16 protein-coding genes and 1 riboswitch are annotated in these 16,321 nt (G+C 68.3%); of the genes, 5 read left to right on the top strand and 11 right to left on the bottom strand.

Annotated elements, in window-relative coordinates; all coding sequences use genetic code 11:
* Nucleotides 1-31: 31 nt before the first annotated feature.
* From V9G04_04330 to V9G04_04320, 3 genes are all read right to left on the bottom strand, one after another.
* The gene (locus V9G04_04330) at nt 32-763 is read right to left on the bottom strand and encodes a hypothetical protein (protein ID MEI2712530.1); all 732 of its coding nucleotides are present in this window, start codon (nt 761-763) and stop codon (nt 32-34) included.
* Nucleotides 764-1,163: 400 nt separating this feature from the next.
* Nucleotides 1,164-2,000: an ABC transporter permease gene (locus tag V9G04_04325; GenBank protein MEI2712529.1), complete on the bottom strand. Its 837-nt coding sequence runs from the start codon at nt 1,998-2,000 to the stop codon at nt 1,164-1,166.
* Nucleotides 1,997-2,965: an ATP-binding cassette domain-containing protein gene (locus V9G04_04320; GenBank protein ID MEI2712528.1), complete on the bottom strand. Its 969-nt coding sequence runs from the start codon at nt 2,963-2,965 to the stop codon at nt 1,997-1,999. The genes V9G04_04325 and V9G04_04320 overlap by 4 nt, the downstream gene beginning before the upstream one ends.
* Nucleotides 2,966-3,006: 41 nt before the next feature.
* Here V9G04_04320 and V9G04_04315 point away from each other — a divergent pair, with 41 nt between their 5' ends.
* The 3 genes from V9G04_04315 to V9G04_04305 are packed head-to-tail and all read left to right on the top strand — an operon-like array spanning nt 3,007 to nt 5,633.
* Nucleotides 3,007-3,579 (top strand): PadR family transcriptional regulator, encoded by a 573-nt coding sequence (locus V9G04_04315; GenBank protein MEI2712527.1) that lies wholly within the window; start codon nt 3,007-3,009, stop codon nt 3,577-3,579.
* Between the two features lie 10 nt (nt 3,580-3,589).
* Entirely contained in the window at nt 3,590-4,462 is an 873-nt protein-coding gene (locus tag V9G04_04310) for an EamA family transporter (GenBank protein ID MEI2712526.1), read from the top strand.
* 49 nt (nt 4,463-4,511) lie between these two features.
* Nucleotides 4,512-5,633: a PQQ-dependent sugar dehydrogenase gene (locus V9G04_04305; protein MEI2712525.1), complete on the top strand. Its 1,122-nt coding sequence runs from the start codon at nt 4,512-4,514 to the stop codon at nt 5,631-5,633.
* A gap of 4 nt (nt 5,634-5,637) precedes the next feature.
* Here the strand turns inward: V9G04_04305 and V9G04_04300 are convergent, their stop codons facing one another.
* The 8 genes from V9G04_04300 to gatC form a co-directional block, all read right to left on the bottom strand.
* A complete protein-coding gene (locus tag V9G04_04300) occupies nt 5,638-6,417 on the bottom strand; it encodes an ECF transporter S component (GenBank protein ID MEI2712524.1) in 780 nt (259 codons plus the stop codon).
* Nucleotides 6,414-7,985 carry an ATP-binding cassette domain-containing protein gene (locus tag V9G04_04295; GenBank protein ID MEI2712523.1) on the bottom strand — a complete coding sequence of 524 codons (1,572 nt, stop codon included), beginning with the start codon at nt 7,983-7,985 and terminating at the stop codon, nt 6,414-6,416. Before V9G04_04295 ends, V9G04_04300 begins: the two co-directional genes overlap by 4 nt.
* Complete coding sequence (locus V9G04_04290) at nt 7,982-9,058, bottom strand: energy-coupling factor transporter transmembrane component T (protein ID MEI2712522.1); 1,077 nt, start codon at nt 9,056-9,058, stop codon at nt 7,982-7,984. Before V9G04_04290 ends, V9G04_04295 begins: the two co-directional genes overlap by 4 nt.
* The gene (locus V9G04_04285; protein ID MEI2712521.1) at nt 9,055-9,921 is read right to left on the bottom strand and encodes a hypothetical protein; all 867 of its coding nucleotides are present in this window, start codon (nt 9,919-9,921) and stop codon (nt 9,055-9,057) included. Before V9G04_04285 ends, V9G04_04290 begins: the two co-directional genes overlap by 4 nt.
* On the bottom strand, nt 9,918-10,988 hold the full coding sequence (locus V9G04_04280; GenBank protein ID MEI2712520.1) for a hypothetical protein: 1,071 nt from the start codon (nt 10,986-10,988) through the stop codon (nt 9,918-9,920). The genes V9G04_04285 and V9G04_04280 overlap by 4 nt, the downstream gene beginning before the upstream one ends.
* A 103-nt stretch (nt 10,989-11,091) precedes the next feature.
* A riboswitch (cobalamin riboswitch) is annotated at nt 11,092-11,163 on the bottom strand.
* A gap of 242 nt (nt 11,164-11,405) precedes the next feature.
* Nucleotides 11,406-12,947 carry an Asp-tRNA(Asn)/Glu-tRNA(Gln) amidotransferase subunit GatB gene (gatB, locus tag V9G04_04275; GenBank protein MEI2712519.1) on the bottom strand — a complete coding sequence of 514 codons (1,542 nt, stop codon included), beginning with the start codon at nt 12,945-12,947 and terminating at the stop codon, nt 11,406-11,408.
* Nucleotides 12,944-14,485, bottom strand: coding sequence for an Asp-tRNA(Asn)/Glu-tRNA(Gln) amidotransferase subunit GatA (gatA, locus tag V9G04_04270; GenBank protein MEI2712518.1), 1,542 nt, complete (start codon nt 14,483-14,485; stop codon nt 12,944-12,946). The genes gatB and gatA overlap by 4 nt, the downstream gene beginning before the upstream one ends.
* Nucleotides 14,482-14,793 carry an Asp-tRNA(Asn)/Glu-tRNA(Gln) amidotransferase subunit GatC gene (gene gatC / locus V9G04_04265; protein MEI2712517.1) on the bottom strand — a complete coding sequence of 104 codons (312 nt, stop codon included), beginning with the start codon at nt 14,791-14,793 and terminating at the stop codon, nt 14,482-14,484. The genes gatA and gatC overlap by 4 nt, the downstream gene beginning before the upstream one ends.
* Nucleotides 14,794-14,848: 55 nt before the next feature.
* Between gatC and V9G04_04260 the strand changes: the two genes are divergently transcribed.
* Both V9G04_04260 and V9G04_04255 read left to right on the top strand, forming a co-directional pair.
* Nucleotides 14,849-15,568, top strand: a complete 720-nt coding sequence (locus tag V9G04_04260; protein MEI2712516.1) for an isocitrate lyase/phosphoenolpyruvate mutase family protein — start codon at nt 14,849-14,851, stop codon at nt 15,566-15,568.
* Nucleotides 15,569-15,595: 27 nt separating this feature from the next.
* Nucleotides 15,596-16,180 (top strand): hypothetical protein, encoded by a 585-nt coding sequence (locus V9G04_04255; GenBank protein ID MEI2712515.1) that lies wholly within the window; start codon nt 15,596-15,598, stop codon nt 16,178-16,180.
* Nucleotides 16,181-16,321: the final 141 nt, after the last annotated feature.

Raw genomic sequence — 16,321 nt, 5'->3', positions numbered from 1 at the left:
ATCTGCCGACTCGGCGGGGATATCTGCTGACTCAGATCCTGGCGGCGCGCACGACCATCACGTCGGGCAGGCCCGAATGGATCTCAGCCCAGGTCTCACCTTCGTCGGGCGAGGCGAAGACGGTGCCGTTGCGTCCGCCGAAATAGAGCCCGGGCGTGTCGTGATCATCCGCGCACATCGCATCGCGCATCACCGCCGCGAAGTATTCGTTCGGCAACTGGCCCGCACCGAGCTCGTCCCAGGACATGCCCGCGTCGCTCGTACGGTAGACCCGAGCGCGGCCGTCGACCGGCCACCGAGCGCCCGCATCGGCGATCGGGAAGCAGTAGGCCGTGTCGGCCTTGGTCGGATGGGCCACCATCGCGAACCCGAACTCGGCCGGCAGACCCGGCGCGATGTCCTTCCAGGTCCGGCCACCGTCGTCCGAGCGGTAGACGCCGCCGTGGTTTTGCAGATAGAGCCGCTCGGGGTCGACCGCGTCGCGGGCGATCTTGTGTACGCACTGGCCGAACTCGGGATAGGTCACCGGCTCCATGCCGGGCATGAAGTCGCACTTCACCCCGGTGTTGGAAGTAGACCACGAGTCGCCCCCGTCCTCGGTGCGGTAGGCCCCACCGCTGGACATCGCCGCGAGCACCGCCGCGCCGTCGCTCGGGTGCGGCAGAATCGTGTGGAAGGCCTGCCCGCCGTACCCGCCCTGCCACTGCGGACGGTGCGGGTGGTCCCACAACGACCGCACCAACTCGAAGCTTCTCCCCGTCATCACGTGACTGGAAGATCGCCGCCGGCTCGGTGCCCGCCCAGATGACGCCGTCCTCCAGGCCCGGTTGCAATTGCCAGATCCGTTCCAGTGCCGTGCCGGTGTCCTCGGGAAATCTGATCGCCCCATTCGGTGTCTCGGTCCAGGTCTGTCCCAGGTCCGACGAACGCCGCAGTTGCGGTCCGAACCAACTCGACGAGCACCCGGCCAACAGCCGCGGCGCGTCGCCACGCTTGTCGATGAGGACGGAGTAGACGTCCTCCATCTGGAAGTGCGGACCTGACCACGACCAGTCCTGTCGGGCTTCGTCCGAGCGGCCGATCCACAGTCCCTTGCGGGTGCCGACCATCACCAGAGTGCTGCTCATGCGAGTTCTCCTAGGTTGAGGTGGATGATTGCGGGCTCAGTCCGCCGTACGACGACGGAAGGCGCGCAAGGCGAGAGGGGCGATCACCAGCGAGATGCCGATCGTCCAGCACAACGTGGCGATGACCGGGTGCTGCAGCGGCAGGTGCGCCGTCTCGGGGGCGGGTGCGGTGTTGCCCCACAGTTGGCGGACGGCCTGCACGAGCGCCGAGATCGGGTTCCACTCGGCGATGGCGCGCAGCACGGTGCCCATCCGCTCGGTGGGCGCGAACGCGTTGGACAGGAACGTCAGCGGGAAGATCGTGGTGAACATGACTCCCTGCACCGCCTCGACCGAACGCAGCGCCGAGCCGACCAGGATGCCCAGCCAGATCATCGCGAAGCCCCACATCAGCAGCAGTGCGTACGCCAGCACCGCGTCGAGGAATGACCCGCGAATCCGCCAGCCGACCACGAGGCCGGTCAGTGACATCACCGCGATGCCGATGCTGGAGTGGATCAGACTCGACAGGCTGCGCCCGACGAGGATCGCGGCCGGGTTGATCGGCAGCGACCGCATCCGGTCGACGATGCCCTTGTCGATGTCGGCGGTCAGGCCCACTGCCACGATGAACGAGGCGAACGCGATCGTCTGGCCCATGATCCCGCCGAGCAGCCACTCGCGATAGCCGGACGCGGCGCCTTGCACCTGGATCGAGGCACCGAAGACATACGCGAACAACATCACGAACATCACCGGTTGGACGGTGACGTCCATCAACATCTCAGGCATCCGCTTGATGTGGATCAGGTTGCGTCGGGTGATCGCCAGCGACTGCTGCCACAACGAGGTCTCGTGGATCACCGGGCGTTCGATATGGCTGTTCCTGTTCACGCCGGCACCTCCTCGTCCGCGCTCTCCTCGGCTCGATGGCCGGTGAGGTGCAAGAACACGTCGTCCAGGCTGGGCCGTTGCAGCCCCAGATCGTCGAGGTCGATGTCGGTGCCGTCGAACAGCGCGGCCATCCGGGTCACATCGGACAGCCCCTCTGCCGGAGCGGTGATGCGGCGCGCGGGCGCATCGACGTACGCCTCCGGGATCAGGCTGTGCACCAACGCGGCGGCGCGTTCCAGATCCTCCGAACGCGACACGGTGACCACGAGCGCGGCCTTGCCCGACGCGTCCTTGAGCTGGATGGGTGTGCCTTCGGCGATCACCTTGCCTCGGTCGATCACGACGATGTTGTCGGCCAACTGGTCGGCCTCCTCGAGGTATTGCGTGGTCAGCAGCAAGGTGGTGCCGTCGTTGACCAACTCGCGCAGCACGTCCCACAACTCCACGCGACTGCGTGGGTCGAGCCCGGTGGTGGGCTCGTCGAGGAACAGCACCGGCGGTGTCGCGACCAGGCTGACTGCCAGGTCGAGGCGGCGGCGCATGCCGCCCGAATAGGTCTTGATCGTGCGATCGGCGGCGTCAGTGAGCGAGAACCGCTCCAGGAGGTCGTCGCTGACCCGCTTGATGGTCTTGGCGTCCAGGCCGTAGAGCGAGCCGATCAGGCGCAGGTTCTCCCGCCCGGTCAGCAACTCGTCGACCGTCGCGGACTGCCCGGTGAGCCCCATGCTGCGGCGTACGGCAGCCGGATCGGCGATCACGTCATGACCTGCCACCGTGGCGGTGCCCGAGGTGGGCTCGGTCAGCGTCGTCATCATCCGCACGGTGGTCGTCTTGCCGGCCCCGTTGGGTCCCAGCAGGCCGAGCACCGTGCCTTGTGGCACGGAAAAACTCACACCATCGACGGCGACGGTGTCACCGAAGTGCTTCACCAGGCCGCGCGCCTCGATCGCGGGCGATTGCGTCACATTCACTCCCTTATTCCGATTAGGAACAGTACGCTAGCACCGTGCCCGGAACCGAGCCAACTGATTCTCCCCGCCTGCCCGTCACGGCGTACGCCCTGCTGGGCCTGCTCACCTTCGGCGACCCGGTGGTGACCGGGTATGAACTCAAGCAGCGCGCCGACATCACCATGCGCTTCTATTGGACGTCGCCGGCGATGTCGCAGATCTACACCGAACTGGCACGCCTGGCCGAGCACGGTCTGGTGGTCGCGGTGGGCGAGGGTCGCTCGACTCGCTACAAGATCAGCGCACGCGGTCGGCTCGCGCTGCGCGTGTGGATGCACGAGGAGCCTGCGGGCTTCCCGATCTGGAAGCACCCGGTCGCTCTGCGCCTGATCAACGGCCATGTCACCAGTCCAGCAGCACTCACCGACATGTTGCGCGACTACCTCGTCGAGGTGGCGGCAGCGCGGGCCGACCTGGCGGACGTACGCCGGATGCTCACGTCGGCAGACGGTCCGGGAGAGGACTACCGCTACCCGTCTCTGGTAGCCGATTGGGGACTGGCCCACTTCGACTCCGAGCGCGAGATCACCGAGCGGCTGATCGAGAAGTTGGCCGAGGAGGCGGATTAGGCTCCGCTGCGTGCACCGACCGGCCCTTTCCCCCGTGTGGCTGGTGCTCATCGGCATTTTGTCGGTGCAGTTCGGCGCGGCGATCGCCAAGGGACTCTTCGACGAGATCGACCCGACGGCCATGGTCTTCTTGCGTCTGGCCACGAGCGCGGTCTTCTTCGCGGCGGTGACCTGGCGCCCGACCCGGCGCGCGATGCGCGGTCGTACGCGTGCCGACTGGAGCACGGTGATCGCCTTCGGCGTCGCGCTGGTGTCGATGAACTGGGCGATCTATCAGTCTTTTTCCAGGATCCCGCTGGGCATCGCGGTCACGATCGAGTTCGTCGGACCACTCGCGTTGGCCGTGCTCGCGTCTCGCAGACCTCGTGATCTGGTGTGGGCCGCACTGGCCGCGGCCGGAGTCGCACTGCTGGGCTTCGAGCGTACGTCCGTCACGCTGGCCGGCGTGCTGCTCGCCCTCCTGGCGGGAGCGGCCTGGGCGTCGTACATCGTGTTGTCTGCACGTACGGGGCGCGCGTGGCCGGGGCTGACCGGACTCACGATCGCCAGCATCGTCGGGACGGTCCTTGTCGCCCCCGCAGCGATCTGGTCCGGCCGGGAGGCACTGCTCGACCCGCGTCTGCTCGCGCTCGGCGCTGCCGTCGGGTTGCTGAGTTCGGTGGTGCCGTATTCGCTCGAACTCATTGCGCTGCGCACCCTGCCCGCGCAGACGCTCTCGATCCTGATGAGCCTCGAACCCGCTGCGGCAGCTCTCGCGGGGGCGCTGCTGTTGCACGAGATGCTGGAGCCGATCCAACTCGTCGCGATGGCGTGCGTGATCGCTGCGTCGGTCGGCGCGGCGCGATCCCACCCTGCCGTCATCGCCGAGCCGGTCGCGAACTGAGGGAATCGGCCTGGTGGGTGGGTGACCAGACCTCCGGCAGGATTGGCTCATGTCACGCCTGCTCCGACTGGTCGCCGTCGCCTTGCCGCTCACGCTGCTTGCGAGTTGCGCCGAGGAGGAACCGGACACGCGTACGCAGGCGCCCGAGACCAGCGAAGCCAGCACCCCTGAGACCACCACCAGTTCCCACAGCCCGACCGGGTCGGGCCAGCCCAAGGTCGTCGACACCGTCGCGAGCGGACTTGCGGTGCCGTGGGGCATCGACTTCCTGCCCGACGGCTCGGCACTGGTGACCGAGCGCGACTCGCACCGACTGCTGCGGATCGCCGACGGCGAGGTCGAGCAGGTCGGGACCCTCGACGAGTCCGCCCCCAACGGCGAAGGCGGCAGCCTCGGCATCGCAGTCTCCCCGACGTACGAGGACGACGGCTGGATCTTCGTCTATGTCACGACGGCCGAGGACAACCGGATCATCCGCTATTCCTATGGCGAGGACGGCCTGAGTGACGAGCAGGTGATCCTGGACGCCATCCCCAACGGGTTCATCCACGACGGCGGTCGGATCGAGTTCGGTCCGGACGGCTTGCTCTATGTCGCCACCGGTGAGGCGGGTGAGCCCGAACTGGCTCAGGATCGCGACTCGCTGGGCGGCAAGATCCTGCGGATCACCACCGACGGCGACCCGGCCTCCGGCAACCCCGACGAGGACTCCCCCGTCTGGACCCTGGGTCACCGCAACATCCAGGGGCTGGCGTTCGATGAGGACGACCGGCTCTGGGCCTCCGAATTCGGCGCGTCGGACTGGGACGAACTCAACCTCATCGAGGCCGGCGACAACTACGGCTGGCCGCTGGTCGAGGGCAAGGGCGGCAACGGTGACTACACCGAACCACGGGCGGTCTGGCCGACCTCCGACGCCTCACCGAGCGGCCTGGCCTACCTCGACGGCTCGTTGTGGATGGCCGGTCTGCGCGGCGAGCGGCTCTGGCGAATCCCGGTCACCAGCGACGGCGCGGGTGAGCCGAAGTCGTTCTTCATGGGCGACTACGGCAGGTTGCGTACGGTCGTCGTCGCACCTGACGGCAACCTGTGGGTGACCACGTCGAACAAGGACGGTCGCGGCGATCCGGCCGACCAGGACGACCGCATCCTGGTCGTCGATCCGGGGTGAGTCCTCAGCCGATCCGGGCTCGCCGTGCCGCGCGCCGCAGCGTATGCAGCACGGCTGGGCCGAGCACGAGCAACGCGAGCGTGTTGGTGATCGCGCGGCCGGTGTCCCATGACCCCGTCGAGGTCAGCAGGGTGTAGACCGTGAAGCGTTGGAGGTTCTCCAGCAGCGGCGCCCCCGCCACGTACGACAGCCCACCCTCGTGTCCTGGGATCTCGATGCCGAGCAGGAACGGCCAGCCGGACAGGTTCATCAAGATGCCGAAGGCGTACGCCGCGAAGATCCCGTACACCACGAGCATCGCGATCTCCCAGCGTCCTCGCACCCGGTCTCGCCCCGGCAGCAACCCCGCGCCCATGCCCACCCACGCCGACACCAGCATCTGGAAGGGCAGCCACGGCCCGACCCCGGCCGTCAGCAACGCCGAGGCGAACAACGACGTACACCCCAACGCGAAGCCGAACGCGGGCCCGAAGACCCGCCCCGCGAGGATCAGCAGGAAGAAGACCAATTCGACCCCGGCGACCCCGGCCGACACCGCACGCATCACCGCGTTGATGGCGCTGAGCACACCCAGGATCGCCAGCACCCGCGCATCGATCCCGCCCTCGCTCAGGTCGGCGAGCACGACCACGATCACCAGCGGCAACAGCAACAGGAAGAGGAACGGCGGATCGATCCGCTGCCCCGGGTCGACCCGGACGAGCAGTGGCCAGCACAGCATCATCAGACCGAGCGCGGAGGCGGCGGCGAGCACGATCCGCGACCGCAGTCCGAGCCCGATCACGTGCGTGCCTTCGTGACGTCTTCCACGCGCAACCAGGGCGGACCGAGGATCTTGTGGACCTGCGGGGCGAAGGCCGGGGACTCGGCCACGACCTGTGCCGTGGGGCCGCTGGAGACGATCTCGCCCTCGGCCAGCACCACGACCCGATCAGCGACCTGTGCCACGAACTCCACGTCGTGGGTGGCCACCAGGACGGCTCGCCCCTGCGCGGCGAGTCCGTGCAGGATCTCGGCCAGTTGCCGCTTGCCGGGATAGTCCAGGCCGCGGGTGGGTTCGTCCAGCAGGAGTACGGGTGGAGTCGCCGTGAGCACGATCGCCAGCGCCAGCGCGAGTCGCTGCCCCTCGGACAGGTCGCGTGGGTGGGTGTCGTCGGCGATGCCCGGCGCGAGCCGGTCGAGCAGGTCTCGGGCGGTCCCGGTGCCCGAGTCCGCGGCCGCGCACTCGTCGGCCACAGTCTCCAGATAGAGCAGGTCGGCGGCCGTCTGCGGGACGAGCCCGGTCAGACTTCGACGCTGGTCGGCGCTGACGTGGGCCGGGTCTTGGCGCGCGATCTCCAGACGGCCGGCCTCGCGGGACTTCGAACCCTGCAAGGTCCACAACAGGGTCGACTTGCCCGACCCGTTGCGGCCCATCAGCGCGGTGATCTGGCCGAGCGCCAACGTGAGGTCGACACCCTTCAGGACCGGCGTACGACCGTGCGCGACCACGAGCCCCCGGGCGGTGAGCGCCGTGTCTCCCGCGTCCTGCGTGACCGGTTCAGGCAACGGCGGCAACTCCGAACCGCGCGCCTTGCGTCGGGCATCGCGCACCGTCAGCGGCAACGGGGACCAGCCCAGCGTCCGGCCGAGCTCGACGATCGGCGGGGCGACGGGGGCGGTCGCGAGCGCGGCGGACGGCTCGTCTACGCGCACGGATCCATCACCGGACAGCACCGCGACCCGATCCGCGAAGGGCACCACCCGCTCCAGACGGTGCTCGGCGAGCAGCACGGTGAGCCCCGAGTCGTGCACGAGACGCGTGAGCGTCGCCAACACCTCCTCGGCCGCCGTGGGGTCCAGCGCCGAGGTGGGCTCGTCGAGCACGAGTAGCCGCGGGTGGGTGGTGAGCACCGAGCCGATGGCGACGCGCTGCTGCTGACCACCGGAGAGCGTACGAAGGTCACGGTGCCGCAAGTCGGCGATGCCGAGCAGGTCGAGCGTCTCCTCGACCCGGCGCCGCATCGTCGCGGGCGCGAGGCCGAGTTGCTCCATGCCGTACGCCAACTCCTCCTCGACCGTGTCGGTGACGAAGCCGGCCAGCGGATCCTGTCCGACGTACCCGATGTCGTGGGCTCGATCGCGCGGCGGCGTGTGCAGGATCGACTTGTGATCGAGCAGCACGTCACCCGAAAGCGTTCCGCCGGTGAAGCGCGGCACCAGCCCGGTCAGCACGCCGAGCAGCGTGGACTTGCCCGCTCCCGTACGGCCGCAGACGAGCACGAGTTCGCCCTCGTCCAACGTCAGGTCGACCCGCGCCAGCACCGGCGCGGAGCCATCGTGGGCGAAGGTGACGTCGCGCAACTCGATCACGCCGCGACCTCCAGTCTGGTCGGGGGTGCGGGGGTGAGGAACGCCGGCAGCAGACCGGCCAGCGGGGCCGCGAGCGCCAACACCGACAGGCCAGGAAGCACGGCGAGATCGGGGAAGGCGATCGGGATCTGGGACGCGGCGACGCGCCACATCAGCACCGTGGCCGCCAGGCCACAGGCCACCACCAGCCACTCCGGAAGCGCCCAGGGATCGGGGCGATAGCGCGTCCGGGTGACGCGCCGACCCGCGCTCCAGACGCCGAGCGCACCCAGCGTGACACCGAGCAGCAGCATCGGCCAGCCGAGCCAGCGCGGCACCGAGGTGTCGAGTCCGGCGTACACACCGACACTCAAGCCGCACAGACCCGCCAGCAGCAAGGCGCCCGTGACGCGACGCTGGCCGCGCGAGAGCCCGGGGGCGCGCCCATAACCGCGTGCGTCCATGCCCGCGGCGAGTGCCAGCGAGCGTTCGAGCGCGTCCTCCAGCACTGGCGTGACCAGGCGACGCAGGCCTCGAATGCGTCCCGACGGGGCTCCGCGCAGCGATTGCGCGGCGCGTACGCGTCGCAGGGACTCACCCAGCTGGGGAAAGACGGTGACGGCCACGACCAGCGCCGTGCCCACCTCGTAGAGCGCGGGTGGCACCGACTTGAGCAGCCGCTTGGGGTTGGCCAGCGAGTTGGCCGCACCCACGCAGATCACGATGGTGGCCAGGCGCAGGCCGTCGTACGCCCCGGCCAACAGCGATTCTCGCGTCACCGGGCCGAGGAGCCGGACCCCGGCCACCCAGTCTGGCAGTGGGATCTCGGGCAGGTTGAGCAGCACGTGGCCCCCTGTTTGATCGACCCCGAAGACGATCCGGAACAGAATCCGGATCACCAGGATCCACACGCCCAGCCAGACATAAAGCCGCAACGACCCCGCCCACGCCTGTTCGCTACGCCGCAGCGCGACGACGATCGCGGCGGTGGCGACCAGCATCAGCAGGACGAACGGGTTGGTCGTGAAGGTCGCGGCGGCCGCCAACCCGAGCGCCCAGATCCACCACGCTCCGGGGTGGAGCTCGCGGTTCACGTACGTCGGTTCCTGAGCACGGTGGCGCCGAGAGCTTCCCCGCCGAGCAGACCGAGCACGAGCAGGATCAACGGCAGCGGCAGCGAGTCACCTTCACTCGGCTGCGACGCGTCGGTCGGGGGTTGGGCCTGCTGCTGCGGTGCGGTGGTCTCGGTGCTCGCGGAAGAGGCCGGCTCCTTGGTCTTCGCGGACTCGGTGTTCGACGGCTTGACCTTGGCGGACTTCGAGGTCGCTGTCGTCGTCGGCAGCGGCGTAGTCGAAGCCGCGCTCGGCGTGGTCTGGACGGGCGCGCTGCTGCTCACGGGGAGCGTGCTCGTGGCGGCTGGCGGCGGTGCCGAAGGCTGGGGCGATTTGGTCGGCGAAGGCCTGGTCGAAGGAGAGGGGGTCGGCTTCGGCGCCTGACCCAGCGGGGCCGCGACGGTGGGGGCGCCGCGTACGCCACTGCCCTGCCAGGCAAGCCCGACCGAACCGCCCGCCGGGATCTTCAACGCGGTCACGCCTAGGGACGAGTAGGTCCACTTCCCGGAGGTGCCGTCGGTCCAATACAGGCCCCAATAGGCCGACTCGGGCGAGGTGTTCACGCACGGATCCTCGGTGGGCACGCCCGCGATGCGGCAGATGAACCCGGGCATCCGCTGCGCGTACGTGATCGCCATGCCAGCCCCCGTGATCAGCCGCGCCGCGACCTGGCCACCACCGGAGGGGTTGCACGATTCGGCCGTGCCACCACCGAGCTCGCGGAACTCCGCGACGATCGTGACACCACCGCTTGAGGTGCAGGTCGCGACAGCCGGTGGGGCTGAGATCAGACTCAGCCCCACCGCTGCGAATGCCGCGACGAGCAGTCGTACGACGAGACTCACACGCAGCCGCTCAACCCGTTGATCGCCTGGGCGGTCGAGCGGATCCACTGGTCGCGCGTGGAGTCGGTAATACCGTCAGCCAGACCGGCCTTGAGGCCGGCTTTGTCGTACGCGATCGCGCCGCGCTGACCCTTGAGCTCGGTGCCCTTCACGGTCTCCGGTTGGAGCTTCAACAGGAAGCGAGCCGCCTTGGCGGCCGGCCTGCAATTGCCGGTGAGGATCAGCGCCGACGCGGCCAGACCGGTGGAGTTGCTGTTGGGCTTGCTCGTCGCCACCCCGCCGCCGAAGCCGCCGTTCTTGCGCTGGGTCTTGACCAGCCACTTGCCGGCCTTCTTGATGGCGGTCTTCACCGCCTTGCTCTGCTTGGGCAGCGCCGCCAACTGCAGCGCCGCAATCGCGGTGGCGTCGGTGTCGGGCGCCTTTGCGTCACCGGTCGAGCCGTCGCAGGTCTGGTCGGCGTCGGCCGCGCTGAAGTTCAGCCGGAAGAAGCCGGACTTGCACTGCTGCTTGAGCAGGAACCGCGTGGCCGCCCGCGTCTTGCTCGATCCCTCCACCGCGAGCAGACGCACGGCGTACGCCTGGCCGAGCACGTTGGCGTAGTCGCCGTATTCGCTGGTGTCCTGCAGCCGTCCGCGCGTGAGGGAGTCGGTGCTCACCTGACCCTCGACGGTCTTGACGAGGTTGAGGCCGCCGTACTTCTGCGGGTTGGCTCCGACCACGTCGGCGAAGACACCTGCCTTGGCAGCCGCCCCGGCGTACACATCGGTCGAGCCTGACGGGGCGCCGGTGACGTAGGTGCGGATGTTCTTCTTCAGGCCCTTGTTGATCGCCTTGGTGGTGTCGCTCTTGCCCTCGTTGTCGAGCAACGCGAAGGCCACGTCGACGGTCAAGCCCCAGTCGTCGAAGTCGAACTCGGCATTGTGCACGACCCCGTCGGTGACCTGTTTGGCCAGCCAGCCGGCGGCGTACTCCTCCGGCGTCTGGGCGGCCTGCGCCGGGACGGCGCCAGCCACGAGGGTGAGTGCGGCGGTGGCCCCGATCAGGCCGGTGGCACGCTTGAGATGCATATCGATATTCCTTCCCGCTGTGGGCGGGAAGCCGGACCTACCCAATAGTCCGGACGAACCCGCCGTGTTCCACGACAGCGTGTGTTCGGGACGCGTACGACGTGGGTGTTCCGGCTCCCCTGATCGCTCAGGGCTCACGGTTGCGGGTCAGCGCCGGATTCGGACCGGCTTCCCCCACGGCGAGCGTGTTGTGTTGTGTGTTCGTGCGACTCAGTGCCGCGCGGCGAGCGTACTACTCGCACGAGACGACCGCCCACTCGGAGTCCCCGGCCGGCCGGGGAGTCTCATGGTGCGTAACCAATGCATCGGTCACACACCCAAAGAGTCACCGGTCAGCCGGGGACTCTCACGGTTAGTAACCAACTCATCGGTCACACACCCCAAAAGTCACCGGCCAGCCGGGGACTCTCATGGCCGTCAGGCGAGCCGCTCCAGCACGAGTTCGCGTACGCGACCCGCGTCGGCCTGGCCGCGCATCTCCTTCATCACCGCGCCGATCAAGGCACCTGCGGCGGCGACCTTGCCGTCGCGGATCTTGTCGGCGATGTCGGGGTTCTCCGCGATCGCCTTGTCGACCGCCGCGCCCAGCGCACCCTCGTCGGACACGATCGCGAGGCCGCGAGCGGCGACGATCTCGTCGGGCGTACCTTCTCCAGCGAGCAGGCCGTCGAAGACCTGACGTGCCAACTTGTCGTTGAGGGTGCCCGCGTCGACGAGTTTTTGTACGCCCGCCACGTCGGCAGGGGTTACGCCGAGTTCGGCGATCTCGGTGCCGGTTTCGTTGGCGCGCCTCGCCATCTCGCCCAGCCACCACTTGCGCGCGGTCTGCGGGGTCGTCCCGGCGGCGATGGTCTCCTCCACGAGTCCGAATGCGCCGGCACCGATGGTGTCGCGCATCTCCAGGTCGGTGAAGCCCCACTCGGACTGGAGTCGCGCCCGCTTGGCGGTCGGGTTCTCCGGCAGGGTCGCACGCAGTTCCTCGACCCATTCACGGCTCGGGGCGACCGGCACCAGGTCGGGCTCGGGGAAGTATCGGTAGTCCTCGGCGTCGGACTTCTCCCGGCCGCTGGTGGTGATGCCGGTGTCCTCGTGCCAGTGCCGCGTCTCCTGCAGGATTGAACCGCCGCCGCTCAGGATCGCGCCGTGGCGCTGCATCTCGAAACGTACGGCCCGCTCGACGGAACGGAACGAGTTGACGTTCTTGGTCTCGGTGCGAGTGCCGAGCGTGGTTTCGAGACGGGCTCCTTCGTCGCCCTCCTCAACCACCGGTTTGGGCGCCAGCGAGAGGTTCACGTCCGCGCGCAGGTTGCCTTGGTCCATCCGCGCCTCGGAGACGCCCAGCGCCACGATGAGGTCACGCAATTGAGCGACGTACGCGCGCGCCACCTCGGGCGCCTTCTCCCCCGCACCAAGGATCGGCTTGGTGACGATCTCGATCAGCGGGATGCCGGCGCGGTTGTAGTCGACCAGGGAGTAGTCGGCGCCGTGGATACGTCCGGTCGAGCCGCCGATGTGGGTGGACTTGCCGGTGTCCTCCTCCATGTGCGCGCGCTCGATCTCGACTCTGTAAGTCTCGGTTTCACCGGCTGTGTTTTGAATATCCACATCCAGATAACCGTCGAACGCGATCGGCTCGTCGTACTGCGACGTCTGGAAGTTCTTCGGCATGTCCGGATAGAAGTAGTTCTTCCGGGCGAACCGGCACCATTCGGCGATCTGGCAGTTCAGCGCCAGCCCGATCCGGATCGCGGACTCCACCGCCTTGCCGTTGACGACCGGCATCGCACCGGGCAGGCCCAGGCAGGTCGGGCAGACGTGCGTGTTGGGCTCGCCACCGAACGCCGCGGGGCAGCCGCAGAACATCTTGGTGTTGGTGTTGAGCTCGACGTGCACTTCGAGCCCGAGGGCGGGGTCGTACGCCGCCAAGACGTCGTCCCAGGCCATCAACGTGTCAGTCATTCGTTGCCCCCTTGGTTTCGAGACACTCGCTCCGCTCGTTCCTCAACCAGCGGTGCGGCTTGCGCCAGCAGCGGCCCGCCCCACTTCTGTTCGCCCAGCGCCTCGATCGCGGCACCCACCCGATAAACGCGGTCGTCGGCGAGCACCGGTGCGAGCACCTGGATGCCCACCGGCAGGCCGTCTTCCTCGGCTAGTCCGCCCGGCACGGAGATGCCAGGTACGCCTGCAAGGTTGGCGGGGATCGTCGCGAGGTCGTTGAGATACATCGACAGCGGGTCGTCGAGCTTCTCGCCGAGCTTGAACGCGGTCGTCGGTGCCGTCGGCGAGAGCAGCACATCGACCTGCTCGAAGGCCGCGTCGAAGTCGCGGGTGATCAGGGTGCGGACCTTCTGCGCCTGGCCGTAGTAGGCGTCGTAATAACCGCTCGACAGGGCGTACGTGCCCAAGATGATCCGGCGCTTGACCTCATCACCGAAGCCCGCGTCACGCGTCGCACGCATGACCTCCTCGGCGCTCGGACTGCCCTCGGGCACGACACGCAGGCCATAACGCATCGCGTCGAACTTCGCGAGGTTGCTCGACGCCTCGGCCGGCAGGATCAGGTAATAGGTCGCCAGCGCGTGTACGAACGTCGGGCAGGACACCTCGACGACCTCGGCACCAGCCGCGGTGATCATCTCCACCGTCTCGTGGAAACGCGCCATGACGCCGGGTTGCCAGCCGTCGCCGGACAGTTCGGTGATCACGCCGACTCTCAGGCCACTCAGATCACCGGTCGCACCTTGGCGTGCTGCCTGCACGAGGCCGCCGACGGGGTCCTTGATCGACGTCGAATCCAGCGGGTCGTGCCCGCCGATCACCTCGTGCAGCAACGCCGAGTCGAGGACCGTACGCGTGACCGGCCCCGCCTGATCGAGACTGTTGGCCAGCGCGATCAGGCCATAGCGCGAGATCGAGCCGTACGTCGGCTTCACACCGACCGTGCCGGTCACCGCACCCGGCTGCCGGATCGAACCGCCGGTGTCGGTGCCGATGGCGAGAGGCGCTTCGTACGCCGCGACGGCCGCGGCCGAGCCGCCGCCCGAGCCGCCGGGGATCCGGTCGAGGTCCCAGGGGTTGCGCGTCGGCCCATAGGCGCTGTGTTCGGTCGACGAACCCATCGCGAACTCGTCCATGTTGGTCTTGCCGAGGATCGGCAGACCGGCAGCACGAAGTTTGCGTACGACGGTCGCGTCATAGGGCGGGATCCAGCCCTCGAGGATCTTGGAGCCCGCGGTCGTCGGGAGGCCCTGGGTCGCCAGGACGTCCTTGACGGCGATCGGTACGCCGTCGAGGTTGCTCTGCGCCTTGCCCTCGGCCCGGCGGGCGTCTGACTCTTCGGCCTGCGCAAGGGCACCTTCGTGGTCGACCTGGAGGAAGGCGTGGACGGCTCCGTCCACGGCGTCGATCCGGTCGAGGTGGGCTTGGGTGAGTTCGACGCTGGTGACCTCACCGTTCGCGAGCGCGTCGGCCATCTGGGCCGCGGTCTGCTTGATCATGCTTCCTCCCCCAGAATGCGCGGGACGGCGAAGCGCTGGTCTTCGGCCTGCGGAGCGCCGCTCAACGCCTGCTCGGCGCTGAGACCGGGTACGACGACGTCGTCGCGGAAGACGTTGGTCATCGGGATCGGGTGGCTGGTCGGAGGTACGTCGGCACTCGCGACCGCGCTGATCGATGCGACGGATTCGAGGATCACGCTCAACTGGGGTGCGAGCTTGTCGAGCTCGGCATCGTCGAGGTCGATCCGGGCGAGGTTGGCCAGGTGCGCCACCTCGTCCCTGGTGATCGAGGCAGGGGCGTCAGACATGGGGACGATCCTAGGGCCGCTGCCCAGTGCGCTCCGAACTGGCATCGTGGTCCTGGTGAGTCTCACTTCAACCTTCCGTGACCTGCACTCCTCGGGGCTTTTCGTGATGCCCAATGCCTTCGACGCAGGCTCGGCTCTGCGCTTGGCCGAGGCAGGGTTTCCGGCTTTGGCCACCACCAGCTCCGGCCACGCCGCCACCTTGGGCAAGCAGGACCAGCAGGTCACCCGCGACGAATTGCTGGCGCACGTCTCGCTGCTGACCTCCGTGCTGTCGATCCCGCTCAACGTCGATGCCGAGCTCTGCTTCCCGTCTTCGCCCGGAGGCGTTTCGCGCACTGTTTCCCTGCTGGCATCGGCGGGGGCCAGCGGGTTGTCGATCGAGGACTACGACCCGGCCACCGAGGCACTGGTGCCCTTCTCCGAAGCCGTCGAACGGGTCGACGAGGTGTGTTCTGCGGCTGCTTCGTACGGATTGGTCGTCACGGCCCGCTGCGAGGCAGCGCTGTATGGCCTGTCGTCAACAGACGACCCGGTTGATCGGCTCACCGCCTATCGAGACGCCGGGGCAGACGTGCTCTATGCGCCTCTGCTCAACGACCCCTCGTCCGTCTCCGCCCTCGTTGCCTTGGGTCGTCCGGTCAACCAATTGGCTGCCGGCTCGCATCTGCCATTGCGGGAGTTGGCTCGCCTGGGCGTACGCCGGGTGTCGACCGGTGGCGCGTTGACCTGGGCGGCGTACGACGCAGCGGTCGCGACGGCGCGGGCTCTCTGCTGACGCCCTCCCCCGTGCTTTGCTGGGGTGATGCCACTCCTGGATCTCGACGAGGTGCCCGAGTCGGTCCGAGTGCTTTTGGAAGCGGCCGTCGAGGGTGCGCCGGTGACTCTGGCCCACTCAGGACGTGAGATCGGCACGTTGGAGTTCCGCTCCAACGTGGTCGAGGGGACGGTGATCTCGGCGCCGGAGGCCCCGGAGGGCGCCGCTACCCGCGAAGGGGTCACCGTCGTCGCGACCGCGATGAAGCTGTCGGCAGCAGGCCTGCGCCGGCTCGCCGACGAGTTCGGTTCGGACTACCTGGTGCTCGATCTGCACGACGCACCGGAGACCGCTGACGTACTCCTGACGCACCCGGTCAGCCCGCAACTGCTCGGCATCTTGCGGATGCAGTTCCCCAACGCCCGGGTGCTGATCACCGAGATCGAGGACGAGGAGTACGGCATCCACTACTCCGGTCCGGTCAGTCGCCTCTTGGACGCAGGCGCGTCTGCGTACCTGCCCCCTCGTCCGGTGGGCGAGCTCGCAGCGCACGTGCACGCGTACCTCAGCCGTTCGGTTGCAGGCGAACTCGAGGCCGGCCCTGGAGATGCCCGCGCGCTCCCCGGTGGTTGAGGAGCGCCGTAGGCGCGTCTCGAAACCACTTCCCCCCGGTGGTTGAGGAGCGCCGCAGGCGCGTCTCGAAACCACATCCCCCGTGCGCGTGTGTGGTGGTTTCGAGACGCTCGCTGACGCTCGCTCCTCAACCACCGATCC

The sequence above is a fragment of the Nocardioides sp. genome, from assembly GCA_037045645.1.
Taxonomy (GTDB): Bacteria; Actinomycetota; Actinomycetes; order Propionibacteriales; family Nocardioidaceae; genus Nocardioides.
Note: the sequence above shows the minus strand (reverse complement) of the source record. Positions and strands in the feature narration are given on the sequence as shown.